The following is a 26,292-nucleotide window of genomic DNA, read 5'->3' as shown; positions in this document are numbered from 1 at the left end:
ACAAAAAATAAAAAATTGTATGGAAAATCAACAAAAACAATTAGTAACAGAATTTTTGACAGCCGTTAAACTACTTGATCTTGAAAAAATTGGTTCTTTATTAGACCCTGAAGTAAAATGGTCCCAGCCTGGAAATAATGATGTTTCAGGATTGAAGAATTCTCAGCAGGAAGTCTTTGAAATGGTAGGAAAGATGTTTGCCATTACAGGTAATACACTAAAATTAAATGCTTTTAATTCCATTAGCATAAATGATAACCGGGTTGCATGCCAGCTACATTGGACAGCAGAAAAAGTTTCCGGAGAAAAACTTGATGTCTACAATACGGATATTTATACGGTTGAGCATGATAAAATCTCAAGAGTAGATATTTTTTCCGCAGATATGACACAGGAGGATAACTTCTGGAAGAGCTAAAATAAAACTTAAAACCTGCCAGATCAAGTGAATTGAATCTGGCAGGCAAATAATAATTTAAAAGTAAATAAATGGAATTAATTGAAAGCCAAGCCCCAATCGATGTCGTTTCAAGATATTATTTAGCATTGGGAGCACGTAATATTGAAATGATAATGAAACTGTTCCCTGAAAAGCTGGACTGGTATGTTCCAGGTAACGAAACAATTGCACCTTGGTTGGGACACAGAAAAACCAGTAGTCAGGTAAGAGCGTTTTTTGAGCTTTTATGGCAAAATACAAAACCCGTTTCTGCAAAAATTGATCATATAGTAACCGATGGAAATGTAGTACTTAGTTCAGGAAGTTTTGAAACAATTATGATTAAAACTGGTCAAAATTTCAGATCACTATTCTTCACTGAAATAATGATTATTGATGGGCTGATTGTAAAATATACCTTGCTGGAAGACACTTTTGGATTAGTAAAAGCTTTAGATCAATAAAATTATGCTCTCTTATTATGGATGAAATAGTTTAATCCATTAAAAATTTATTTAAGTATATTTATCTTAAACTAAATACAATTATGATTAAATGTAGCTTTAAGCTACGAAATGGAATAAATTTAACGAAGTATGCTGTTTAAGGAAGTACATCTGCAAGGTATCAAATCTGGAAAAATTACATTGGCTTTTCGCAACTGGCAAAAGGCTTCTGTAAAGACTGGAAGCCTTTTACATACTTCTATCGGCTTAGTTAAAATCCATAACATTGAAACCGTGAATGAAAATGATATAACCGATGAAGATGCTTTAAATGCAGGTTTTATTGATAAAAAGGATTTGCAAAAATCGTTTAAGAACAACAGCACAGGAATACTTTTTAAAATAAAAGTAAGTTATCATTCCACAGATCCGCGTATTAAGTTAAGAGAACAATCGGAACTGTCACAACAGCAATTTACAGATCTGACAAAAAAGCTGGAGCGCATGGATCAATTCAGTAAACATGGATCCTGGACAAAATCTGTTTTATGTACTATAAAAGAAAATCCTAAGCTTCACGCAATTGGAATTGCAAATTTGACGGGATTTGAAAAAGAGTGGCTTAAACTTAATATTCGAAAACTAAAGAATCTGGGTCTAACGATAAGTCATCTGGTAGGTTATGAACTTTCACCATTAGGAAATGAATATCTTAAAAAGATTGAGTGCTATGGAAAATAGATCAAAATATTGCATGGGTATTTTAAGCATAATGATGTTTATTTCAGTACCTGTAAAAAGCCAAAAAATTATCTTCAAAGATCATTCTGAATTATTTATGCCTTTTTTGGTATCAACACCTAATGCTGACGTAAAGATGTCCTTTAGCCCCGATAATAAAAAAATGCTTTGGGGAGGAATTGGTTGGATTAAAGGAAAAGAGGATATGGATATTTGGCAGTCAAGTTATGTAGACGGACACTGGACAACTCCCAAACCAGCAACATTCAACAGTGATTTTAATGATTTTGATCCTTTCTTCTCGCCAGATGGAAAGGGAGTATATTTTTTTTCAAATCGCCCAGAGGGTTTTGGTGGCGATGATATTTATTTTGCAAGTTACAATGCAACTACAGATGCTTTTGATCCACCAGTAAATATGGGGGATAAAATTAATACCTCCGGCAATGAATGGGCTCCTGTAACAGATGCTAAAGCTAAGAATCTCTTTTTTTCTTCTAATGGACACAGCGGTTTTGGTGGTCAGGATCTTTTCACGGTTGAATTGCCATTAAGAAATTCTTCAAAAGTGGTCAATCTGGGATCTAAAGTTAATGGCCCGGAAGATGATTTTGATGCCGTTCTATTGCCAGACAATCATACTTTGATTTTTACTTCACTTGTTGGCAAAAATAAAAAAGCAGCTCTTTTTGTGTCCTATAAAAATAAGAACAGCTTTGGTGTCCCAACACCATTACCTTCTCAAATCAATGCTGAAGAATTCTGGACCTTTGGACCTTCGGTTAATTTTAATGAGGCTGGGTACCTGTATTTCAGTTCTCATCTTCCAGAAAGCCCCGGACGAACTGATATTTACCGGATAGGTTACAAATTTGATCAAAAAAAGTAAAACTAATTGAGATTATAATTAGAAATTACCAAACCCAGAATAAAATGAACATAATCCTGCTCGCTGTCTTTTCTATTGATCAGTTTGTTTTTATATTCGTATGAATTCAGTTTTTGAGTTAATTTCAGATAGGCTTCGAAATCGCTACCTGTGATTTTTACCCTTGTATTACCATCTCTTTTTTCAATCAGATTATCATCTAAAGTTCTGACCTTAAATATAACTTCGCATAATTTTGGATGAGAACTCATTGATCCAGCATACCTCTCAATTATATTAATCTTGAATGAATCAAATATAATTGTATTAAAAACAATGTTAGAGTTAGGCTCCTGCGTATTAAGCGCAAGTTTGTAGTTCATGAATTTAAATTTTGGCAAATATATAGTTAATTGTACTAAATAGCAGTCATTTTTTGATAGATTATTTTCATAATTATAACGCCCCATTCAGTTATTAGATACAGAATACTAAAGAATTGTGCTTTTATTCACCGTTTAAAGAAATATATATGCCCTAATTAATAGAACAGATGGCGTTTACATAAAATTCTGACAAGAGTCGGATTTTTTTTATTCTTAAGTATGATTATAAAAGTGAGCATCATACTATCAGCTTATCAATTAGCTATATGTAAAAAGTTAGGGAACTTTTCCGCTCTTTTATTTTTTTCCTCTTAGGCATTTGCGTAAATTTATTCTTTGTTTAACAGGAATAACAGAATTCATATTAATATAAATAAAATGGAGAGATATAATTACGGGATGGTTGGTCTCGGAGTAATGGGGAGAAATCTTCTTTATAATATTGCTGATAATGGGTTTTCAATCGCAGGATTTGACCTTGATAAAGAGAAGGTAAAAGAACTTGAAGAAGGTGCAACTTCAGAAATGAAAGTAAAAGGTACAGGAACACTAGAAGATTTTGTATCTGCGCTAGAAACCCCAAGAAAAATCATTCTTATGGTTCCTGCAGGGAAACCAGTTGATGCAGTCCTGGAAAGCATTACACCACTTTTAAGCAGTGGGGATATCGTTATTGATGCTGGTAATTCTTATTTCGAAGATACCAACAGGCGTATTGCTGATTTAGCATCAAAAAATCTACACTTTATGGGAATGGGAGTTTCAGGAGGTGAAAAAGGTGCAAGAACAGGACCTAGCATTATGCCAGGTGGAGATGTGGAAGCTTTCCATCTTCTTAAGCCAATGCTTGAAGCCATTTCTGCAAAAGTTGATCAGGAAGCTTGTACAGCTTATATGGGAAAAGGTTCTGCCGGAAACTATGTGAAAATGGTACACAATGGAATTGAATATGCCATTATGCAGCTTATCAGTGAGGCTTATGATTTACTGAAAAGAGGAGCTAAATTAAATAATGAGCAGCTATACGAAGTTTTTAGAGACTGGAACAATGGTGATATGAACTCATTTCTGATCGAGATCACGCGAGATATTTTTCAACAGAGGGATTCATTAACGGATAATTATCTTGTAGATCAGATTTTAGATAAAGCGGGAGCAAAAGGAACTGGAAAATGGACTTCAGAACAAGCTATGGAAATTGGTGTTTCTATCCCAACAATAGATATTGCTGTTACATCGAGAATTTTATCAGCATATAAAGATGAAAGAATTCAGGCTTCTGGGTTATATTCAGAAAAAGAAATTACAAGTCCGGAGGATATCAATATATTTATCAAGGAAGTGGGAGATGCCCTTTATTTGGCTACTTTAATCAGCTATGCACAAGGTTTATCTTTATTGGTGAAAGCGTCTGATGAATATCATTTTGAGATTCCATTAAAGGACGTTGTGAAAATTTGGAGAGGAGGCTGTATTATTCGTTCAGTTCTGTTAGAAAAGTTTTATTCGGCATATACCAGGAATCCTAATCTTTCCAATATTTTATTGGATAAAGAGATCTCAGTCATTGTTAAAGAAAAAGTTAATTCATTGCGAAAAACAGCTGCGTTTGCTGCCTTAAATGGAATTTCAAGTTTAGGAATTCAGACTGCTTTAGGTTATTTTGATGCCTATACCACGGAATCGTTGCCAGTAAATCTAATCCAGGCTCAACGTGATTATTTTGGAGCACATACCTATCAGCGGATTGATAGAGAAGGTGTTTTTCATACTTCTTGGGAAAGTACAAATAACTAAAATTCGGAAAAATGAACGAAAATAAAATCCTAAAACCAACGACGATAATCATTTTTGGTGCTACTGGAGATTTGGCAAAAAGAAAACTTTTCCCGGCATTTTATAATTTATATATAGATGGCAGGATGCCCAAAGGCTTTAATATCCTGGCACTGGGAAGGGCGGATAATACCAACGAATATTTTAAAAATTACATTAAAGAAAATCTTGAAAATTTTTCACGGAAAAAAATAACTTCAGAAGATTGGGCAGGTTTCCAAGCTCATATTACCTATTTTCAACATCAGTTGGATGAGGAGAGTTCCTATAAGAACCTGTATCAGAAATTAGAGGATTTTGATATGGTCTATGGAACAAGAGGGAACAGGTTGTTTTATTTATCGATCGGACCTGATTTTGTTTCCACTATTTCCAATCACATTAAAAATGCCTCATTAGCTTCTGATTCTAAAAAAGATCGTATCATCATTGAGAAACCTTTTGGTCATGATAAACAATCGGCGATAGAACTCAATAGTCTTTTGGCACAAACATTTGAAGAAGAACAAATTTACCGTATTGATCATTATTTGGGAAAAGAGACGGTACAAAATATATTGGCTTTTAGATTTGGAAATTCTATTTTTGAACCATTATGGGATCATAAATATATAGAATCGGTACAGATTACAGTTGCCGAAGAAGTGGGCGTTGAAACTAGGGGAGCTTTCTACGAGCAGACCGGAGCATTACGGGATATGGTTCAAAATCATTTATTACAGATTCTGTGTATGGTTGCTATGGAGCCTCCTGCTTCAGTAGAATCGGGTGAGATCCGAGATCGCAAAGTGGATGTCCTTAGGTCAATTCGCAGGATTTCATCTGATCAGGTTGATCATTATGCAGTAAGAGGTCAATATGGAAAAGGGGTTATAAACGGAGTTGAGGCTAAAGGTTATCATCAGGAAGATGGGATTGCCGGGGATTCTAATACAGAGACTTTTGTAGCTGTAAAATTCTATCTGGATAATGAAAGATGGCAGGATGTTCCTTTCTACGTTCGTACCGGAAAAAAAATGAAAGAGAAGCATTCTTATATTACCATTCAGTTTAAGCCACTCCCACATTCCACATTTTCAGAGAGTTCTCAACACTTATCAGCTAACAGACTTATTATCAATATTCAGCCACTGATGGATATTAGACTTCAGTTTATGGCAAAAAAACCGGGACTTTCATTGGTTTTAAAGCCGGTTGAAATGATTTTTGATAATTTGGCCTGTCAGGAAGATACTCCTGAAGCCTATGAAACATTATTGCTGGATGCACTTATAGGTGATCTTACTTTATTTATGCGTTCTGATCAGGTAGAAGAAGCCTGGGATGTTGTAAAAACCATACAGGAAGCCTGGGAAAATAATAAAGAGTCATCTTTTCCAAACTATGAAGCAGGAAGTTGGGGACCAAAAGAAAGTATTGCATTGGTTGAAAGACAAGGTCACAGCTGGGTGTAACAATATAAATTAAATAGACTAAAAATGAATATTACCATATTTGAAGATCTGGAAAAATTATATAGAAAGGCAGCTGATACATTTGTTGATCTTTCAAAAAAATCTATTCAGAAAAACAATCGTTTTGTTGTAGCATTAAGTGGAGGTTCTTCTCCTAAAGCAATTTTTAATTTGTTGGCAACGCAAGAATATGCAGAAAAAATTGAATGGAATAAGGTGTACTTCTTTTGGGTAGATGAGCGATGGGTTCCTCTGGATGATGATAAAAGCAATGCACGGATGACTTTCGAAACCCTTCTTGATAAAGTTCCGGTGAATAGAGATCAGATTTTTCCAATGTATCAGGACGGAATACTTCCTGAGGATTATGCTAAAGTATATGAGCAACAGATCAGAAGTGTTCTTGGAGATAAAGGTATTTTTGATTTTATCCTTCTAGGAATGGGAGATGACGGGCATACTGCCTCTTTATTTCCAGGTGAAAGTGTTTTGGATGAAAATGAAAAATGGGTCTCTGCGTATTATCTGAAACCTCAGGAAATGTTCAGGATCACTTTAACTGCACCATTGATCAATAAAGCTGAAAATATACTGGTCGTTGCATTTGGTGAGTCAAAAAAACAGGCATTGAATGAGGTGTTAAATGGAGAATACAATCCTAAATTGTATCCACTACAGCTTATTGAGAAAAAGGAAGGATTTCTGTTTTTTACAGATGAAAAAGCAAAAGGCTGAAAAATATTAGTTTAAAGAAATATGATTAGTTGTTGGATTTAAAAACCAATAATCATTTTCAAGAAAAAACAGCACTATTAGATTTCTAATAGTGCTGTTTTTTAGCCTGAAATTAATGTGATAAAAATTATAGTAGGGAGAAAATAGTATTGAAAGTAATTTTATTATATGTGTAAGTTGATATTAAATGCGTAAATGGTATTTAATTCAATAAATTGTGATAAAATATAATGCTTTATAAGAAAAAAAATCACACTATGTGGAAAAATGGTTAAATTTGCTTTCAACCATTAAACTAATAACATTTTATTTATGAATGCTTTAATTATTATCGACGTACAGTATGATTTTTTACCGGGAGGCGCACTAGCTGTTAACCATGGTGATGAAATTGTACAAACAATTAACGAGTTACAGTCAAAATATGATCTCGTAGTAGCCACGCAAGATTGGCACCCAATAGGGCATAAAAGTTTTTTTACCTCCCATCCGGATAAAAAACCTTTTGAAGAAATATCATTAAACGGATTAAATCAGGTGCTTTGGCCAGAGCACTGTATCCAAGGAACAAAAGGAGCTGAATTGGTTCCAGAACTTTCAACGAATGCTATTGAAGCTATTTTTAGAAAGGGGATGGATAAAGAAATTGATAGCTACAGTGGCTTTTTTGATAATGGTAGGAAAAAATCTACAGGCATGGCCGATTATCTTAAAGGTAGAGGAGTTACAGAGGTGGCAGTTTGCGGTGTGGCAGCTGATTTTTGTGTGTATTATACAGCTAATGATGCCTTAGATTTAGGCTTTAAATCAAGCATTATAGAGAACGCCTCTAAGCCGATAGATTTAGAAAGATATGAGCGTGTTAAGAAAGATTTTCAATCGAAAGGAGGAACTGTGATTTAATTGTTTGATGTTTTATTTACATATATTTTCTCCTTAGACTAAAATAAATTAAAAATTTTTGCAGCGGTTTAGAATCTATTTTTGATAATTCTTCATACTCTGCTAAAAATAAAGCCTTCAAATATTAATTTGAAGGTTTTTTGCTTTATAGATATCCACCAATTTAATAAGCAGATTGTTTTCTTTTTATATTAATGCAACTTAATCGCTTTATTTAGGTTTTTCTCTTTACTTTTGTAATTCCCAAAAAGTAAAATACTAATTAAAACAGGCAAATATTCTATGCGTAAATCTGATCTGAAAATGTTTTAATACTTCTAAAATAGCACAAATAAATCCAAATGATTTCATTAAAAAAAATCGTACTTCTACTACAATTTTTTAAATTTATATACTAAAAGAGGATGAAAAGGTAAAATATTTCTATATTTCATGAAATAACACCAATGAAAAGAAGTATTTCCAACTCAGAAAGAATTTCAGAGAATAACATCGCAGGTATAAACCGTGTAATCAAGTTGGATATCGTTATAGATGGCCATATAATCAAGCATTTTAAACATTTCAGACTAGAACAGAGTGCCAAAAAACACCATGATTTTGAGTTAATTTTAGCGCATGATTCTTTAGGTAAAGCACAAAATCATAACCTTTTGGATAGTCAAAAGTTCTTAGGACAGCGTTTGACCGTAACATTTAGGTATAAGGATGCCGAAAATGAGAGCCCAGAAAGAAGTTTTGTGGGGCTTATTACAAAAGTAGCCTTCAGCCAGGATAAGATGAGTCTGGGCAATGTTATTTTAAGAGGAAAAAGCCCTACTATCCTAATGGATTCTGCCCCTCATACACAAAGTTTCGGAGGGGATCAATCTGTAAACACAGGGATTATTGCCGAAAACGTTATCAAAGAAACATTAGGTTCAGCTTCAGGGAAATTTGATTTTAATGTAGACAGCCGGAATAAGAGTTATATCAATTACAGTGCTCAATACAATGAAACCCACTATAATTACCTGGCAAGGATTGCAGAGGCTTATGGAGAGCAGTTTTATTATGATGGGTATGTTCTGCGCTTTGGAAATCTTCCTCCTTCAGAGAAACCGGTAAAGCTTGTTTATGGAAGCAATGTAACTGATGTGCAAGTTGAGATGAATGCGGTACATACCAAACCCCAATTTTTTGGATATGACAGTATCGGCAACACAAAAATGTTAAGTACATCTACAAACATTCAGCACCTTGGCGAGTTAGCTTCAAATGCTTACCAGTTGAATGATAATATTTTTACAAGTCAGTCATTAACTCCGGCTCCTATTAATGCTAATATTTCATTAGATGTAGATCAGTCTCAAAAAAGCGCAGCAGGAAGTGCAGCTGTCCAGGTTTTTACGGTTTCAGGAAATACCACAGTCCCATTTTTATATCCGGGATGTACTGCAGATATTGAAATGAGAAAGCCGGACACAAACCAAACCTCGCATTTTACGAAATTAATGATCACAGAAGCCACTCACGAAGTAGATGCAAGAGGATATTATACAGGATCGTTTGAAGCGATAGCCGATGGAACCGGTTTTATGCCCAAACCTCAATTTGAAACACCCAATGCAGTGCCTCAAATTGCAACAGTCATTTCTAATACCGACCCTCTCAATCAAGGCCGCATCAAGGTACGTTTCGATTGGCAGCAAAATAATACGACCCATTTTATCCGGATGATGAGCCCCGATGCAGGAGGTACTGATCAGATTACTCAGAATAGAGGATTTGTAGCAGTTCCAGAAGTTGGAGATCAGGTTATGATAGGCTTCGAATATAATCATCCCGATTTTCCTTTCGCAATGGGTGGAATGTTTCATGGTCAGGTAGCTCTGGGTGGAGGAATTGAAAATCATATTAAATCCATTCAGACAAGAAGTGGTAATAAAGTAATCTTTAATGATACTGAAGGAAGTATCTTTATTGAAGATCCTAGTGGCAATTCCTATTTTATGGATGGCAAAGGGAATATTACAGTAAGTGCTCCCAAAAATATGACCTTTATAGCAGGAGAAAATCTCATGATTAATGTAGGGCAAAATATGAGCACTACTGTAGGTGCCGATCAAAGTAATATAGTGGGGATGAATAAAACCGAATCTGTTACAATGAATGACACACAAAGTGTTGGTGCGATGAAAATTACTTCTGTTGTTGGCGATGCAAGTATGATGATTACAGGAAAACTTACGGAAATTATAGATGGAGATGTACACAGTGAGACAAAGAAAGAGAGAAATGAAGTAAGTGAAGGTAAGATCATAACACAAAGTACGGGTACTAACGAACAGCATTCTGATAAAACGGTAAAGAATAACAGCTCAGAGAAGGGTAATAATTTTTAAATCATTACAGCCATGAGCAGAACAAGAATTGTTAAAGGGAATATCACCAAAGTTATCGGTGGGGACTATAAAAGGTACTCTAAAGATGACATTGAAAATATTGGAAGTAAAGTTATCCAGATAGGAAAAGAGAATGGAGTAGTTTACGGAGAGCCGGAAAAATTTGTTCCACCTCCGATAGATGTGCAGGAAAGTGAATATAAACTTGAAAGTACCTATGCTCACGAGCAGCTGATGAGTCTTGCAAAAGAGCTTGGAGAGATTACCTTCATGTTATTTATGACCCAGATTTTCGGTTATGAGATCGATGCTGAGGCATTAAGCAGGCTTTACAGAGATCTGAGCGATAACAAGATCAAAGCTCCTGAAATTATTGTTTCTAAAGGTTTGGTAGGAAGGAGAGGTGGTCCCGCCGGATACAGTAATAAAAGGAAAAAAATAATTGTTAATGAAAAGTTTGTAGAAGAAGCTTCGAAAGACAATGATAAAAGAGCTGAATTAATGGCAGCGCTGGTTGAAGAATATGGTCACCATATAGATAATCTTCTGCGTACAGAACTAACTTCCAACGGAATTCCTGATACAGATGTGATAGACGAAGGGGCAAAGTTTGCTTATTATTTGTTTAGGTTTGACATCTTTAATGAATCTCAGCTGAATTTTGCCAAGGCAGAACTTCCTACTTTTAAGGGTGATCTTATCATAGACTTTTCTACCTTACATTCCAAAGTCACGGCGTATGTGGAAGAAGACAGGCAATATGATGAAGATCCTACTGACGATATTTCCAATTACGGTGCCGGAAGAAACAGGAAACACAATAAAAATGCCGCTTTTGCTCATGGAGATATAGAATTTGAAGCTTTAGTTTCAAAGGAGCTGTATACAGAAGAACAGGTTCGTAAAATTTATTTTGGAAACTGGTTAAGGGATTTTTCCCAGGTAATTGTAAAAATTACAGTAAGAGGAACGAATGCGGCTATTAAAGCCCAGAAAAATAAGGTGATCAAAGAAGTAAGCCCAATGCAGCTTTCACATGAAGGCTGGGTGCAGTTGATCAAAATTCTGGCTATTAGAGAATTTGTTTTTGATCCATTGAAAGATGCGGGAAAAAATCCTGCTGACGATTATAAAACACTGGAAGAAAAATTTAATAAAGAATATGGAGGCCTTACAAAAGATATTCTTGGAATTTACCGTCCGGAAGAGCATATTGATAATCCTTTTGGACTGGCAGATGAATCTGATGCTAAAGATGATAAAGGAAAGGTTATTTCTTTTATGTATGATGGAACGGGTACAGAAAAAAAACTTTATGCCGGAGATAATGGTCAATCCTGGAAAATAGACGCAACCAGAAATATGTCATCTTTCTTTTGGAAAGACTTTCCTGAACGTCCGTCTTCTGTTACCTATGTAAAAGAACAACTTAAACTTGCGGTTTCTAAAAGAGGAACACCGGAAGGCTTCAGACATTTGGGAGGGGCACTTCACGTTTTGGAAGATTATTTCTCACATACCAATTTTGTTGAAATCTCTTTGAGAAGACTGGGAGTTGATGCTTATCCATGGGTGTCTTATTATAAAGGAAAAGAGTATACTGGAATTCCAGTAGTCAGCGGTCGTTTTTTGACTGATGATACAATGGCCAGTGTCGGACCGAAAATGGGAGACCTTTTGTTTGATCCTAAAATCAAAGAATACAAAAGACGGGTACCGGGACAAAGATCTCTGGCTGAGAAATTTATTATTAGTGTCCTGGAAGATCTTTCTAAAGGACAGAAATCTGATAAAGCGGAGAAAAGTTCCAGCTATCTGGGTGTAGAATTCGCTACATGGCTATCTTGGTTCAATCAATTTCTTAAATTTCAGGATTTTCTTGCAAAGGAATATCAGAATGCAGACAAGAAAGAGTGGATGTCGAGGGATTTCTTTGAAAAATTAGGAGCTCGTAGTGCCGAAAACCTTCAGAAAGGAATGGGGTATACCGGACAGATCATGGCCTTTTTCCCGAAACTTGTTTTCAATCTGGTGCTGGGTTCTTTTGATGAGGTTATTCCAGAAGCACAGTCCCATCTGAATACCAATTATGGTGTTAATCCTTCTCACTCCCAGATTGCAAAAGACAGCTATTCTCATCCGCTGAATAAGATCAGTGCAGAACTGGCAAAGATGGCAATAAAAGAAGTGACCACAAGGTTTAAAAATGGAATGGACGGTTCTGCCTTAGCTGATTATACCACCAAAACATATTTTGTACATCCATCATCTCCCAATGCAAGATGGTGTGATAAATATCTGAATGATTGGGTAGCAAGAAACCCTGCTATAACAAAAGATCTAAAATATGGTACTATTTATGATCATGCAGAGCACGAACTACAAGAAATGAACACGGAGGCGGTAAAGAAGATAAAAGAAATCATGGGATATTTTGAAAAAATGACCAAATGAGAAAAGCGTCTTTTATAAGATCTATTGGAGGATTGCTTCTTCTTATATTTCTTTTTAGTTGTAATTATTCTATACCGGAAAAAGATAAGCATCCTGATCAGGATTCTTTTCCTAAGCTTTCAGATTCTAAGTTTAAAATGGATTCTATTAATGACAGTATTATAAATTTAAAACATGATTCAGAATATTATTATGCAACCAGTGATAAATCTCTTTTTGTTTACAATGGAGATTTTAAAAAGATATGGCAAGTAAAAAATGATTTTTATAATATTGAGGTAGACGAGAATAAAAATATTTATGTGTACAATAATGATGGGGTTTATAAATATTCATTTCCTTGGTCCAAAATAAAAAAGATTGAAATCATAAATGGATATAAAATTGGAGATTCTATTCGTACAAGCTTAGAAAATTCACAAGTGGATTTTAAGAACAACGATAGTATTAAACAAAAAAGAGTTGATAGTATAAAATTAAAGATTCTGGGGAGAAAAATAAGTTCAAATTATATATCTTGTTATAGTTTTGAAGATTCGGGTTATATTTTGTATACCTATAAAGATAAAGAGTATTGTCTGTATGATTATGAATTAAAAAAACAATATGAGGGTAAAAAAAAGATGTTTAGTTTATTTTCAGGAAAAAAGATGATCCAGACTGAAACTAATTTAAAGTTGTATGAAACATCTGTATTAGGAAATAGCAGTTCTGGAAACCACTTTTTCTTCTCATTCTACCCTTATGGATATGCCTATTACCGCCTGAAAATTGGTAAGAATAGTATGGATTTTAAATATTATAACAACAATCTGGATCAGATAAATTTAATGCAGTGGAAAAATCCATTTAATGATAAAGTAATAGTACGTCGATATTATGACAATAGTCGTTCAACAATATACCTTGTAAGTAATAAATAAAATGAGAAATAAAATAAAGATCATCTTTTCAGTACTGTTATTTGCAATATTAAATTTTCAATGTCAAAATATGAAAAAAGAAACTATAGATGTGTCCCAAGCCACTATTAAAATAGAATCCTGTGGATTAACCTACAAAGGGAAAAAGTTAGAGTTGGGAACACCGATTGAAGATTGGATAAAAGTATTGGGAAAACCAAGCCGGGATACAGATCTTGCCTATGTCTGGGATGATTTGGGTATTGCGATAGATGATTGGCAGAACAATAATAAAGAAGTTGCCGGAGTGTATATTTTCTTTCTCAATCTGGATAGCCCGGAAGGTAAGTCTCAGCAGTTAAATCACGCAAGAGATTTTGAATCTGGAGAAAATATAGCAGCTCGAAATATGGAGGGTGGAAAATCATTAATAAGTGATGATCAGGTAAAAAAGTTTAATGCTGAAAATGAATTAAAGAAGAAAAATTACATCTATCCCTTTAAAGTATATAAAGAAGCTGTTAATCTTAATGGTTTTCCGGTAAAAGCGGGTATGAAAGTTGAGGAGATTAATTCTTATCGTTCAGATCTTCCTTATTCAGGTAAATTCGGATATGTAGATGATGATATTGATGGTGTAAATGATTCAGGAACTACAACTGAGACTTTTGGTGGTGATTACCGTGCTCCGGGAGCGGAATGTAAAGACGGAAGGTTACAGTATTATGAATTAACTTATACTGCGACCAAGAAATTGGAATATCTTAAAATAGGATTTGAGTCGAAATCAGATCATGACAGCCGAAAGGTAACAGAGGCTTCATTTGAAGAAAGAAAGAAAAAGAAATAGCTGATACGCAGCACCAGCAACAAAATAATTGTTAGTCAAAGGGTATTAAAGAATTATGAAAGATTCTGTCGTAAAAGAATATATCAAAGTAAAAACAGAGGGAATCCTTAATTTGGAAATTCTCTGTAATGAATATGATATGACAGCTGAAGAACTTGTGGGCTTTCATAATAGACACTGTGGTCTTTTAGAATTACTGACTGTTTCATTACCTAAATATGTTGAATACATCTATATTCCTTCAGAAAAATATAAGGTAAGGGACGTTAGGTTGCTGAAAAGTTCGACAATAGAACTTCCAGAGAAACCGAGTGATAAAGTGTATGGGGTAATTATAAAGTTTAAGCCTAAAAATTTACAGATTCATTATACAATCAGAGTAAAAAGAACAGAAGCGTATATTGAATTGATAAAGGAAAAGACATATATAAATAACCAGGAAATCGACAAAATTATTGAGCAGCTGTTTGAGAAAGCTGAACAGGTTTTGTACCCTTTACAAGTTTCTACCAACAAGAATGGAGAACTTAAAAGTATACTGAATAATGAAGACATTGCTAAACGTTGGCAAACAGAATGTTTTCCAAAACTGAAAGAATATTACCAGTCAGAAGTTACAGACGAAATAATAGAACAGCTAAACCAGGCATATGCTGACATCGACTCAAAAAAAGATTTATTTAGCAGGAATACATTTTATAAACTGTTCTTTATGCCTGTTTATCAAAGTTATCCGTATTTTTTAAAGAAGGATTCTTTGGATATCTACTTTTCAGGTCTTTCACGTAATGTCGGATATGAAGTTGAATATATTTTAAGTCATGAATATACGGGAGGGAATAGAATAGCATTAAAGATCACCGGAACCGAAGAAGAAGATATGTTCAATAAAAACAGAAAAAAAGGGAAAGTTGAGCTTTTGTATAAATTTAATCAGGAAACCAACGAAATATTTTCAATCAATGGATATCTATCAACTTTTGAAAAAGAGATAGAATATATGATTGATTTTCAGTTTTATGACCAGAATAGATCATAGTAATTAAATGCCAAAAAATACAAGATGAGTGAAAAACATTTAGTCTGCCAAGGTGCTACCTGCAAGTGTAATTTTGGTACTACGCCAGATAAACTTAAGGTGAAGACACAGAGTAAACGCTATATCAATGATAAGGATGGCGGTGATAAACTGATAGCCACACATATGGATATTGGCAAAACGTTTGAGAAAAACACTTTTGGAAGTTGTGCAAAATTAAATAATAATCCTTGTCAGGTTATAGTTACCCAATGGAGTGGTTTCTACGAAAAGATAACACTTCAGGATAATAGTGGAAAAGTTTTACTGGAAGACAGTAAGGCAACATGCCCTATTGGTGGCCCTGATTGTATAATGATCATTAATCACGGACAGACAGCTGAAGCCACCAAGAAGAATGCGAAGAATGCAGATAAGGAAGTTTTAACTGAGATGTTACCCTTTTTTGTTGATAATCAAAGTTATGTCCAGTTAAATGTATTGTCATGAATAGTCCTAAAATAAAAATATATCCTGAAAGTAAAGATCAGTATAACGAAACGAATAAGTATGTCCTTCTGGAACCAAAGGAAGGAAAAGCATATTTAAGAGCAGAAGTTGAAAACTGGGATAAACTGGCAGTTGACGAACAAAATAATTTAGTATGGATCTGGAGTGTATGTAAACATAAACCTGATTTCCAGGAAGGTTCTTATAATACCACTGTAGGTATTGGTAAGGTTAAAGGCCACTCCATGAATTTTATTAGTCTGTATTGGGGTGGGATCGCATGGTTGGAACCTTACATTCTCGGAAAGGGTAAACCAGGGAACAGCACAAAAAATGGAGTATTTGTAAAAGTAAAAACTAAACCAAAAGTTTTTGGTTATGAATGGAGAGAATATGACATTAATAACGATGGTAAAAAAATAACCAGAGATGTAAAATATGGAGAAACTATTCAGTTACATATTTATACAGATGGATTATATGGGGAAGACATAGAAATACAATTATTTGACAATAATTATAAGGCAGAGGATTTACCTATGCACGAAAAAGTGGATGGAAAATGGAAGAAAGATGGTGAAAAAGTAGAATTGGATAAAATTAGTAAAGAAAAATTACCCAATTCATTTCCTAAAATTACGAGAGAAGTAGGAGTATATCTCTCTAAGAATAAACCTGCTTTTAACACCACTAAAAGTGAATTAAAAGATGGTGTAAATTACCAGAAATGTATAACAAATATTTACGTTGATCCTGTTTGGAGTTTTTATGCAAATGATGAAAATAATAAATTTGATCAAAATTCAATTCAATTAAAAGCCTCTGTCTTTTTTTCAGGAAAGGAATTGGAATGCGATAAGAATAGTATTAATATAGTAAAATTACATACTGGGGTTTCTTTGCTTGAACCTACAGGAAATCAAGTGATATTAGTTGGAGATGTTGAAACGAACTATGCTAATTTTCTACCTTGTGGTTATTCAGAAATTCATGGGAAGTATAAAAAGGATGAAGAGGAAGTAGATATACAGGTTTTTCCACTGAAAGACAATCCAAATCCTACACAGTTAATATTTCCTGTTGTTGCTGGAGTAGATAAAATGAGAAAAGAACTGACCATTGAATTAAAAGACGTCAACTCAAAAGATTGTCTGTATGAAGGTAAGCTAAGGCATACAGGAAAAGTAATAGATATCTCAAAAATAGAAGAGCTTCTGAAGATCGATAGTACAACAAAAAAAAGGAAATGGAGATTAGCGGAAAGCAAAGAACTATTTAGTGGAGGTGAAGCACAGACAAAAAAAGCAGAAAATAAAAGTACCCTGACCCAGGCGATTACTTTGGTTTCGGGTGGTAAAAAAGTGAAAGGACAATCAGGCTTTAAAATATTAGAAGATTCTTATCCGTTTGAATACCAGCCTCCGACTGATGAATTGCTTAAGTTAAAGATAGGCTATGATTACAGTTGGGGCAATACAATGAGTCCTTTGATTGGTCTGGTAAACACCATTTGGCCCAATAGTAGCTGGGCTGCTCAAAAATACCCCGTAAATCTCAATACGTGTGCATTTCGCACCCCATTAAATATTATTGTCTATCCAGATACAAAATGGACTCTTCAGATAGCTTATAATTATGATGGTGAAAAATTCAATGATTTAAGGGAAGAATATCATGAAACATGGAAACTTAAAGAGCTGGAAGCCGATGAACGTATCAAGCAGCTAAATGCCCAGCAGGAAGGAAATATTCCAAAAGATAAAAAGAAAAAAAACAAACGAAAAATTCAACAGGCTTCGCAGGAAAGAAACAGGGCGCGTAAAAGTAATTCTGTAAGAAGTCAGGCTACGAATCTTATTAAAAAAGCACATGGTACACTTGATGCAGAATTCAATCTGATTTGTGAATTTGACAGGCCGTATGCAGCACTCGATTTTAGTTCTGAATTTGGTAAAGCTAAAGAGTTTCTTCAAAAGATTGTAAATTTAAAGGAACTTATTGAAAAAATTGTTAAAGGAAATAATAGCGAAACTACCAGAAATTCCCCTTCTGGTAATGCCACAATCAGTAACCGTAAAGCAAAACTAGAGGAGCTTATTAAAAAAAGGGGAGGTGAAAGTAAAAGCAATTGGAGTTTCGAACTTACGCCACCGAAAGTGGGACTTTCTGTAAGCTGGTGTGCTGAAGCACCTTCAGATTTGAAAACTCCGGTAATGGGTACTTTAATAGAAGGGGCAATTAATTTAGATCCTTTATTTGGAATTGAAGCAAAATATGATCTCTATCAGCTGCTATACAAAATTAAACATCCTGTAGTTCTTGCAGTTGTTGCTATACTTGATGTCCTTGATGAAGCATTAGGTGATAATTTTGATATTAATTTAGATCTAATTATCAGCAGTGAAATTTTTGGGTCTTTAAAGGGAAGTATTAACACTGCTTCCGGCAGTGATTTTACGACCAGACTTATGAAGGATGATGATGGAAGTCCTTGTAAATTTGGTGGAAAGGTTTCAGTTGCTATTAAAGGATATTTACAGGCTAATGGAAGTATGAAAGTTTTTGTTTTTTGGAAATCAAAAGCATACATTGAAGCCAGTGTTGAAGTAAAGACAGGAGTAGCTTTGGAGTTTGTTACAAAAGCTGACACCCACAGTATTTATGTAGAGCCTGAAGTAAAATTTGAAGGATTGTTACTTGAAGCTAATATCAGTCTTGGATTTGTTGCTGATGATGGAGGAGCAGGTGATATAAAAGCATTAAAAGAAAAAGACGGAATACATTATACCGCAGATGGAAAAATAGTAGTACTAGACGCTTATACATGGAAAACAGGTTGGAAATTACCTATAATATAATGAGATAATGACAAAATTTATATTAACATTATTATTGACAGCAAGTCTTATTAGCTGTGCACAAGAATCAAAAAATAAAACAATGACGGCAGAACAGAGAATAGAATATATTTCTAAAAAAATTCAGAAATTTGACAATGAACCGCTTTATCAATTAGATATCCAATCTATATTTAACTTCAAAGTAATGGTAAATGGAGTTCCTGTTTATTCAAACTTTGATAAAATTCCTGGAATGGCAAGAGTAAATATTAATTCCTCTATTCTGAAAAGTGGGAAACAAAGCATTGAGGTTGAGCTTTATCCGGGATATGATAATAATGGAACTCAAAAGAATTTTCTTGAGAATGGTGAGAACTTTATCCTGAAAGTAGAAAAAACGGCATGGAACAAGGATGGATCAATAAAAACTCCGGAAGAGGTATTAGAGTTTAAGAATAGTGATCAGAACATTGATTATTCAAAGTTAGCAGAATATAGAACCAGCATGAATTTCGAAGCTTCTGTACCTTATACTATAAAAGGATGGGAGGATGGACAAGACCTGTCAAAATTAAATCAAAAAGACTTAGAATTAAAAGTTGTAAGCTTCTATAAAAATATGGTTTCAGCCTTTAAAGAAAAGGATTATGACTATTTGAATACAATTTTTTTAAATGCAGACTCAGAATGGTATCAGGCAGAGTATTTTCCTAAAGACATGATAACAAAATTTCAGTCAACAAAAGGTAGAAAGGGAAAATCTGTATCTACAACACGTGCTAATTCAGATAAATATTCGCAAAATGTTTATCCTATAGAAAATTATGTGATGAAATTTTATGCCAATAATAAAATAGTTAGATTAGAACCAAAAGAAGGGTTAAATCGTGGTGAGTCTCTATTAGGCTATGATGATATTGACAAAAATGGGATGAATAGAAAAACTTTTATAGACATGTTACTGTATATTCCAAAGGGGACGGACAGCCTGCAAATCATTAGATAAGGAATGTTTAGCAAAAACAAGAAATTGCAAGAAGAACTTGAAAAAGTTCAACAACAATACCGGGAGAATAAAAAGAAAACCAGCCCATTGACCCGATCTGCATTTGTGCAAATAGGAATCAACCTGATATGGGCTGGCTTTAATTTGTATATGTTTTTAGAAAACAAAAATGTAGAAAAATCCTCTTTCTTTAATTTTTGGGTGTTGTTTTTTCTATTACTGATGAATATTCCATTGTTTATTTATAAGGAAGGTGAAAAAGAGGATAAAAATAGATTTGTAGCTATTTATTTTTTTTGTGCATTGTTGGCATTAACATTGTTCCCTTTTTTCATGTCCTTTAATCTATCTATGCTACTTACAGTGGCTTCCTGGTTGCCTAATTATATTTATTCATATTCATTAAAAGATAAAAAATCCATAGATAACTTAAAAGGAAACACGGTAAGCTTTATTCTTTTTTGGTTAGCATTGCTAGTTATTGCTGTAATAATTAATATTTCAGGATATTCTATAGATTCTGGACTTTCGGCGGAAAAATATAATTATGGATATTTTATTAATGTTTTATATAATGTATTTTTTATAATATCAATCTACTACTCAAATCGATACAGAAATATAGACGTTTGATGAATGTATACACCTTCTTTACATAACTTAGTGATATAAAGTGGTATAAATTGCTTGAATGTAACAGATCAAGCGCCATAATTGTTTTCATGAAGAGGCTTACATTTTTACAATTTAGCAAATATCATTTGAGGTATATTTGTTTGATTATTTTAAGTGTTTAAAATTGCCGTCCATAGACTATGAAAAAACTTGCTTTAAGTTTAATGTGCCTTGTTACTACCATTGCATCTGCTCAAAAACTGAAAAATAAAACTGCTAATCCAAAACAGACAAAAGAGCACTTAGTTCACGAGTCTATTGAGCTTGAAACAGATCGCATCTTTAAAAAACTGGTAGCCATCAGGAGAGACTTTCATGAAAATCCGGAATTGGCAGGTCACGAAGTTCGTTCTCAAAAGATCATAAAACAATATTTACTTGATCTGGGGCTTGAAGTGGAAACAGATGTGTATGGTCATGGTGTTGTGGGAATTTTAAAAGGAGGTAAAAAAGGAAAAAAAATTGCGTGGAGATCTGATATGGATGCATTGCCAAACGATTTTCCTGATGCAGTGGCTTTTAAATCTAAAATAAAAGGTATTCAGCACGGTTGCGGCCATGATGTGCATATGGCTATTGCATTGGGAATAGCTGATGTCCTTGCAAAAAATAAGGAATCTATAAAGGGAACAGTGTATTTTATATTTCAACCGGAAGAAGAAACCTTTGTGGGTGCCAAGTCGATGGTTGATAGTGGATTGCTGTCCAAAATAAACCCTGATGAGATCTACGGATTGCATGTGTCAGCTCTACCGGTAGGACAAATAATGGTTAAACCCAATGAGATGTTTGCCTATCAGAAAAGAATACGAATCCAGTTAAAAAATGAGCTATCAAAAGACGATGCAAAAGGATTAATGGAAAAGATCAGTAGTTCCTTATTTCGTGCAACTACTGGGAGTAAGCCATGGGAAATACAAAATATGGTTGATCCAAAAATTGGATTGATGAACCCCAATACTATTTTTAAGAACTATCTGTTTGTTGATGAACATTTTTCTACCCGTTCTAAGAACAATCAATTCTTCCTGGAAGCTTATTTATATGAAACAGATCAATCTCATCTGACGGAGATCATTCCTCGTGTTAAGAAAATAATAGAAGACAACGGTTATAAAGACCAACTGCTTTCTTTGTCATTTATACAGGAAAATCCCACAGTGATCAATGACGAAAAATTAACAGGAGTTGCTATAAAAGCGCTTGATAATATATATGGAAAAAATGCAGTCACTCCCGATTACGGACAGGTTCCATTTTTTAATGATGACTTTGCTTATTTCCAACAGAAAACACCCGGCGTTTATTTCTTACTTGGTGGTTCCAATTTTGAAAAAGGAATTATTGCGATGAATCACGCACCTAATTTTCAGGTGGACGAAGAAAGTATCAGAACAGGAGTTAAATGTTTTTCATCATTAATTATGGAGCGTCTCAATAAAAACTAAAACTCCTTAAGAATGAATTCTGTTTACTACATTTGTATATAACTGAATCCTCATCTAAGACATCAGATGGACTATGGAAACGATCAAACAACAGGTGAACAGAGAACCAGACAGAGATATTCTTAGCACATACAGCTACATTTCTAAGGAACAGGCTCAAAGAAATAAAATACTCCTTCAGGAGAATTTTATTAATTTTTTAGAAAAAGGTGAAAAAGTGTTGCATTATGCAAATAAAGCAACTACAATTACGAACGCTCAATTTGCCATTCTTTCTTCAAATAATTGTTTAATGACAGAAAAGCTTTCTGTTGATAATGAATACCGCAGCACTTTATTTTTTTTTAATGATCTGGCACTCTCGCATTTTTTTATTAAATATGATCATATTATTAAAAGTATTTCTGCCTATGCAGAAAAAGTTGAAGAGCCCTTTCTCGTATTTGAAAAGGATGAATTCATTAACCATTATATTTTATCACTTAAATTAATTCAGCAAAAATCATCTTTTGTCTCAACACAAATGCTGCAACTGAAGTTTGAAGAATTAATGCTATATCTCCTTGAAAAATACCCCAGTGCTATCTTGTCATTTCAAACAAGAAAAATGGAAGAATATTCAGATATTGAAATAAAGAAAGCAGTTGAAAAAAATCTCACCAATAATCTTACATTAGATGAATTAGCCTTTTTGTGCCATACAAGCATTTCTACTTTCAAAAGAAAATTTCTAAGACTTTACAATGTGGCACCCAGTAAATATTTCCTGCAAAAGAAAATGGAAATAGCAACATCACTATTACTACAAAACAAAAACCCGAGCGAAGTATTTTACGAAGTTGGATATGAAAATCATTCAAGTTTTTCTCAATCATTTAAACGGATTTATGGAATAAGTCCAAAACAATTTCAGCAACAAAATATGAACGCTTATAAACAGCTTTTGAACGATTAACTACAGCTTTATAGCTTTCCCTGAACTTACTTTTGCATTGAACTTAAAATAAAAAGTAAAATGACAAAAAAGTTTTTTTTAGAATTAGTTAATTACAACAATTGGGCAGACCAAATTACGATTGAATGGCTTGATCAAATTAATGATGAGCAATGGGAGCGCCCTATTGTTAGTAGTTTCACGAGTATTAAACAAACTGTTGTCCATATGGTCAGTGCCAAAAAGATTTGGATTGACTTCTGGACAAATACTCCTGATCCAATTTATTTATCAACTGAGTTTAAAGGGACGAAAAGTGAGTTGATAGAAATTTGGAAAAAGGCATCCGTTGACATAAAAAGCTTTATAGAAAGCTATCCTGAAGATCACTATCAACAGCCAATCACGATTAGATATCCAAGAGGTGGAGAAGAACAAATGCTGTTTTGGCAAACACTTCCTCATTATGTTAATCACGCTACGTATCATAGGGGACAATTGGTGACATTGTTGCGCCAAGCGAATTTTACCGGATTTTCCAATACAGATTTGGCAACTTACTTTATACATCAAAATAATAAAGATGTATCTGATGCAATGAATGGGTACAATGATTAAATTTGTGGAGTATTACTCTATTACCAGAGCTTCCAATAAACTTTAAAGAAATTGAAAAAATTAATAGCCTTAACCGTTGCCGTTTTTGCATCAATACATCTGTACTCACAAAATAACTACGTCTTTTTCGGATCTTTTAACCGGGATAAAACTACAGAAGGTATTTATGTATACCGACTGGATACCATTAGTGGAAAACTATCTAAAATAACATCTTTTAAAGGTGTTTTAAATCCGTCCTATTTAACTTTATCTCCCAATGGGAAATACATTTTTGCATGCACCGAAAGTAAAACGCAAAATGCAGGAAGTGTAAGCAGTTTTGAATTTAATCCCGAAAAGAAAACGCTCCGTTTTATCAACAGTCAAAAGAGTGGCGGTGAGAATCCGGTGTATGTAACTGTTCACAAGAATGGAAAATGGCTGGTCAATGGAAATTATACAGAAGGAAGTATTTCTGTATATCCGATTTTAGAAAATGGAACCATACAGCCGGGTGTTCAGAATTTTCAGTTTTCAGAAGGGAGTATCAATCCTTATAGACAAGACCGCTCCCATGTTCATTCAACTGTTTTTTCACCAGACTTTAATTACCTTTTTGCCCCTGATCTGGGTGCGGACAAAATTAGATCCTATCGATTTGAAGGTGATAGAACCGAACCATTACAAACTGCTGAACAGCCTTTTATAACGACCAATGCGGGAACTGGACCAAGACATTTTACTTTTCATCCCGATGGTAAATTTGCCTATTGCATTGAAGAATTGGGTGGAGCAGTCGATGCTTATTCATATGATAATGGGAAACTAGAGAATATCCAAAGGATCAATACCCATTCAGATGAGGTTAAAGAAAATTTTGAAAGCTCTGACATTCACATTTCTCCAGACGGTAAGTTTTTATATGCTTCTAATCGGGGTGATGAAAATAATATTGCCATTTTTTCAATTCTTAATGATGGAACATTAAAAAATGTTGGTTATCAATCTACTTATGGAAAACAGGCACGGGTGTTTGATATGGATGAAACAGGGAAGTTTTTAATTGTAGCCAATGCAGGTAGCGGAAATGTTTTTGTATTCCGGCGTGATGAAAAAACAGGCTTACTAAAAAAAATAGGGAAGAAGCTAAAAATAAATGGTGTTTCCTGTGTGAAAATTAGGAAATATTAATACAGAAATGGAAAAGGAAGGTTCTGATTGAAAATCCTTTTCACTGAGTAAGAATCAAAATAAGACTGAACGTGGAAAAAGAGACTGTAGACTATATCAAAAACTATTTTAGCAATTTGATGACTAATGATGAAATGTTAGCATTGCAGTATCATATGTATATTCAGAGTACTCCTGAAGAATTTGAACTGGAAGTAGCTAAGCGGATTATGGCTGAAACTCCAGAAAAGGTATTTTTCAACAACTGTCCGAAGTGTTATAAACTTGCCCGTACACCAAAGGCAAAGCAATGCAGGTATTGTGGACATAGTTGGCGAGATCGAGTTGTTGCTCAGTTTAAACTTGATTATGTTTTCCAAATTACAGGACGACAGTTTTTCCTGTTTGGACGAATTATGAAGGGTGAAATTAAAGAAGGTCAATTGATGGATCTGACTGTTTTAGGATTAAATAAAAAACCAACAATTAAAAGTATTGAATTTGCCCATAGAAGAGAGGACGGAAAGGAGTGGGAAGACATTGGGCTGGGAACAGATGAATTAACAGAAGAAGACAAGCAATATTTAAAAGATAGAAGTTCTTTTGAAAACCCATTTGATGTCATTGTCGACAATAGGAAAATGTAGAAAGTGGATTTGTATCCAATAAAAAACACTCCATTTGGAGTGTTTTTCAATTATGAATTCAAGTCTGTCAGTACTTATTTTTTGATAAACTTCTCAGTAGTTTTACCTTCCTTAGTTTCAATATTGATGATATAACTTCCCGAATTTAAAGCTCTCACATCAACTTTGTCATTATTTAAAGTAGCATTTACTTTTCTTCCGCTGATATCGAAAACTTCTATATTATTAATCTTTTCTTTAGATTTAACAGTAAGAATGTCGGATACCGGATTTGGATATACAGAGATATTAGAAGAAGCTTTAGACGTTTCAGAAGTACCTAAGGTTCCTGTTGTTGTAACTTTAAAGTCATCAACAAACAAGGCAAACTGATCATCTGAAACACACTGTATAGCAATATATACACTTTGTCCGGCGTAAGCATCTAAATTAAAAGTATGCTGGTTATATTCTACGACAGCTGGAGTAACAATCACATTAGGATTAAGCTTAGTAAAACTTGTGGTATTGGTATTTGTAGTAGATACCCATACATTAAATTTTTCTTCACCGTATAATTCATTGATTGATTTTACCCAGAAGCTAACATTATTTCCAGTAGATCCTAAAGTAATCTTAGGACTGATCAGCCAGTCATTATTGACAAGTGGAGCTGGAGTACTCACATTAAAACAGGCCATTGCCTTATTACCAGTTCTGGCACCTGTCTGGTCAGATATCGTAGCCGGAACTATTCCTGCTTTATTAAAGACAATAAAGGCTTTTGGAATCGACTGATTAGGAAAACTAGAACCGTTTAAAATATACGAGTTTTTACCATCAAGGTCTGTTAAAGTCCAACTGCCAACAGTTCCTGTCGTGTAAGCAAAGTCTGCATAGCTTTCAAAGCTGTCTTCAAAAATGGTCGTTTGTGCATTCAAAGAATATATCCCTAAATAAGCACCAATAATAAAAATTTTTCTCATTGTATTTATGTGTTAATTAGTCAAATGTATAGATATAAATATTATTTACTTGTGTTTTTTTAATATTTTTTTTTATGTTAA

Annotated in this window: 24 protein-coding genes; 22 read left to right on the top strand and 2 right to left on the bottom strand. The window is 34.0% G+C overall.

Going from position 1 to position 26,292, the window contains the following annotated elements:
• Positions 1-19 precede the first annotated feature (19 nt).
• The 4 genes from NG806_RS07435 to NG806_RS07420 all read left to right on the top strand — a co-directional run bounded on the left by NG806_RS07435 (position 20) and on the right by NG806_RS07420 (position 2,515).
• The gene (locus NG806_RS07435) at positions 20-418 is read left to right on the top strand and encodes a nuclear transport factor 2 family protein (protein WP_261512550.1); all 399 of its coding nucleotides are present in this window, start codon (positions 20-22) and stop codon (positions 416-418) included.
• Positions 419-489: 71 nt separating this feature from the next.
• Complete coding sequence (locus NG806_RS07430; protein ID WP_214831432.1) at positions 490-903, top strand: nuclear transport factor 2 family protein; 414 nt, start codon at positions 490-492, stop codon at positions 901-903.
• Positions 904-1,035: 132 nt separating this feature from the next.
• A complete protein-coding gene (locus NG806_RS07425; protein WP_214831431.1) occupies positions 1,036-1,626 on the top strand; it encodes an ASCH domain-containing protein in 591 nt (196 codons plus the stop codon).
• Positions 1,616-2,515: a TolB family protein gene (locus NG806_RS07420; protein ID WP_261512549.1), complete on the top strand. Its 900-nt coding sequence runs from the start codon at positions 1,616-1,618 to the stop codon at positions 2,513-2,515. Before NG806_RS07425 ends, NG806_RS07420 begins: the two co-directional genes overlap by 11 nt.
• Positions 2,516-2,517: 2 nt before the next feature.
• On the opposite strand, the gene NG806_RS07415 is transcribed toward NG806_RS07420, so the two are convergent.
• Entirely contained in the window at positions 2,518-2,877 is a 360-nt protein-coding gene (locus tag NG806_RS07415) for a prevent-host-death protein (protein WP_214831429.1), read from the bottom strand.
• Between the two features lie 381 nt (positions 2,878-3,258).
• Here NG806_RS07415 and gndA point away from each other — a divergent pair, with 381 nt between their 5' ends.
• The 18 genes from gndA to NG806_RS07325 all read left to right on the top strand — a co-directional run bounded on the left by gndA (position 3,259) and on the right by NG806_RS07325 (position 25,246).
• The gene (gene gndA, locus NG806_RS07410) at positions 3,259-4,677 is read left to right on the top strand and encodes an NADP-dependent phosphogluconate dehydrogenase (protein WP_261512548.1); all 1,419 of its coding nucleotides are present in this window, start codon (positions 3,259-3,261) and stop codon (positions 4,675-4,677) included.
• A gap of 11 nt (positions 4,678-4,688) precedes the next feature.
• Entirely contained in the window at positions 4,689-6,170 is a 1,482-nt protein-coding gene (gene zwf / locus NG806_RS07405) for a glucose-6-phosphate dehydrogenase (protein WP_261512546.1), read from the top strand.
• A 24-nt stretch (positions 6,171-6,194) separates the two neighbouring features.
• A complete protein-coding gene (pgl, locus tag NG806_RS07400) occupies positions 6,195-6,905 on the top strand; it encodes a 6-phosphogluconolactonase (protein ID WP_261512544.1) in 711 nt (236 codons plus the stop codon).
• A gap of 312 nt (positions 6,906-7,217) precedes the next feature.
• Complete coding sequence (gene pncA / locus NG806_RS07395; RefSeq protein WP_214831425.1) at positions 7,218-7,808, top strand: bifunctional nicotinamidase/pyrazinamidase; 591 nt, start codon at positions 7,218-7,220, stop codon at positions 7,806-7,808.
• 446 nt (positions 7,809-8,254) lie between these two features.
• On the top strand, positions 8,255-10,192 hold the full coding sequence (locus NG806_RS07390; protein WP_261512543.1) for a type VI secretion system Vgr family protein: 1,938 nt from the start codon (positions 8,255-8,257) through the stop codon (positions 10,190-10,192).
• A 12-nt stretch (positions 10,193-10,204) separates the two neighbouring features.
• Entirely contained in the window at positions 10,205-12,646 is a 2,442-nt protein-coding gene (locus NG806_RS07385; protein ID WP_261512542.1) for a Het-C domain-containing protein, read from the top strand.
• Entirely contained in the window at positions 12,643-13,569 is a 927-nt protein-coding gene (locus NG806_RS07380; protein WP_214831422.1) for a hypothetical protein, read from the top strand. The genes NG806_RS07385 and NG806_RS07380 overlap by 4 nt, the downstream gene beginning before the upstream one ends.
• Before the next feature lie 70 nt (positions 13,570-13,639).
• A complete protein-coding gene (locus tag NG806_RS07375) occupies positions 13,640-14,398 on the top strand; it encodes a DUF7738 domain-containing protein (RefSeq protein ID WP_261512540.1) in 759 nt (252 codons plus the stop codon).
• Positions 14,399-14,453: 55 nt separating this feature from the next.
• Positions 14,454-15,437 carry a hypothetical protein gene (locus NG806_RS07370; RefSeq protein WP_261512539.1) on the top strand — a complete coding sequence of 328 codons (984 nt, stop codon included), beginning with the start codon at positions 14,454-14,456 and terminating at the stop codon, positions 15,435-15,437.
• A gap of 24 nt (positions 15,438-15,461) precedes the next feature.
• Entirely contained in the window at positions 15,462-15,926 is a 465-nt protein-coding gene (locus tag NG806_RS07365) for a DUF4280 domain-containing protein (RefSeq protein ID WP_214831419.1), read from the top strand.
• Entirely contained in the window at positions 15,923-18,784 is a 2,862-nt protein-coding gene (locus NG806_RS07360) for a hypothetical protein (protein WP_261512538.1), read from the top strand. Before NG806_RS07365 ends, NG806_RS07360 begins: the two co-directional genes overlap by 4 nt.
• Positions 18,785-18,791: 7 nt before the next feature.
• Entirely contained in the window at positions 18,792-19,772 is a 981-nt protein-coding gene (locus tag NG806_RS07355; RefSeq protein ID WP_261512537.1) for a hypothetical protein, read from the top strand.
• A gap of 24 nt (positions 19,773-19,796) precedes the next feature.
• Positions 19,797-20,405 (top strand): hypothetical protein, encoded by a 609-nt coding sequence (locus tag NG806_RS07350; protein ID WP_261512535.1) that lies wholly within the window; start codon positions 19,797-19,799, stop codon positions 20,403-20,405.
• Positions 20,406-20,587: 182 nt separating this feature from the next.
• Positions 20,588-21,895, top strand: a complete 1,308-nt coding sequence (locus NG806_RS07345; protein WP_261512534.1) for a M20 metallopeptidase family protein — start codon at positions 20,588-20,590, stop codon at positions 21,893-21,895.
• Positions 21,896-21,968: 73 nt separating this feature from the next.
• Complete coding sequence (locus tag NG806_RS07340) at positions 21,969-22,850, top strand: helix-turn-helix domain-containing protein (RefSeq protein WP_261512533.1); 882 nt, start codon at positions 21,969-21,971, stop codon at positions 22,848-22,850.
• 60 nt (positions 22,851-22,910) lie between these two features.
• Positions 22,911-23,447, top strand: coding sequence for a DinB family protein (locus NG806_RS07335; protein WP_214831413.1), 537 nt, complete (start codon positions 22,911-22,913; stop codon positions 23,445-23,447).
• 51 nt (positions 23,448-23,498) lie between these two features.
• On the top strand, positions 23,499-24,620 hold the full coding sequence (locus NG806_RS07330; RefSeq protein ID WP_261512531.1) for a lactonase family protein: 1,122 nt from the start codon (positions 23,499-23,501) through the stop codon (positions 24,618-24,620).
• A gap of 71 nt (positions 24,621-24,691) precedes the next feature.
• On the top strand, positions 24,692-25,246 hold the full coding sequence (locus NG806_RS07325) for a hypothetical protein (protein WP_261512530.1): 555 nt from the start codon (positions 24,692-24,694) through the stop codon (positions 25,244-25,246).
• A gap of 74 nt (positions 25,247-25,320) precedes the next feature.
• On the opposite strand, the gene NG806_RS07320 is transcribed toward NG806_RS07325, so the two are convergent.
• Positions 25,321-26,211 carry a T9SS-dependent choice-of-anchor J family protein gene (locus tag NG806_RS07320; RefSeq protein ID WP_214831410.1) on the bottom strand — a complete coding sequence of 297 codons (891 nt, stop codon included), beginning with the start codon at positions 26,209-26,211 and terminating at the stop codon, positions 25,321-25,323.
• Positions 26,212-26,292: the final 81 nt, after the last annotated feature.

Source organism: Chryseobacterium paludis, assembly GCF_025403485.1.
GTDB classification, from domain to species: Bacteria; Bacteroidota; Bacteroidia; order Flavobacteriales; family Weeksellaceae; genus Chryseobacterium; species Chryseobacterium paludis.
The sequence above is the reverse complement of the archived record's forward strand: the minus strand, read 5'-3'. Positions and strand labels throughout refer to the sequence as shown.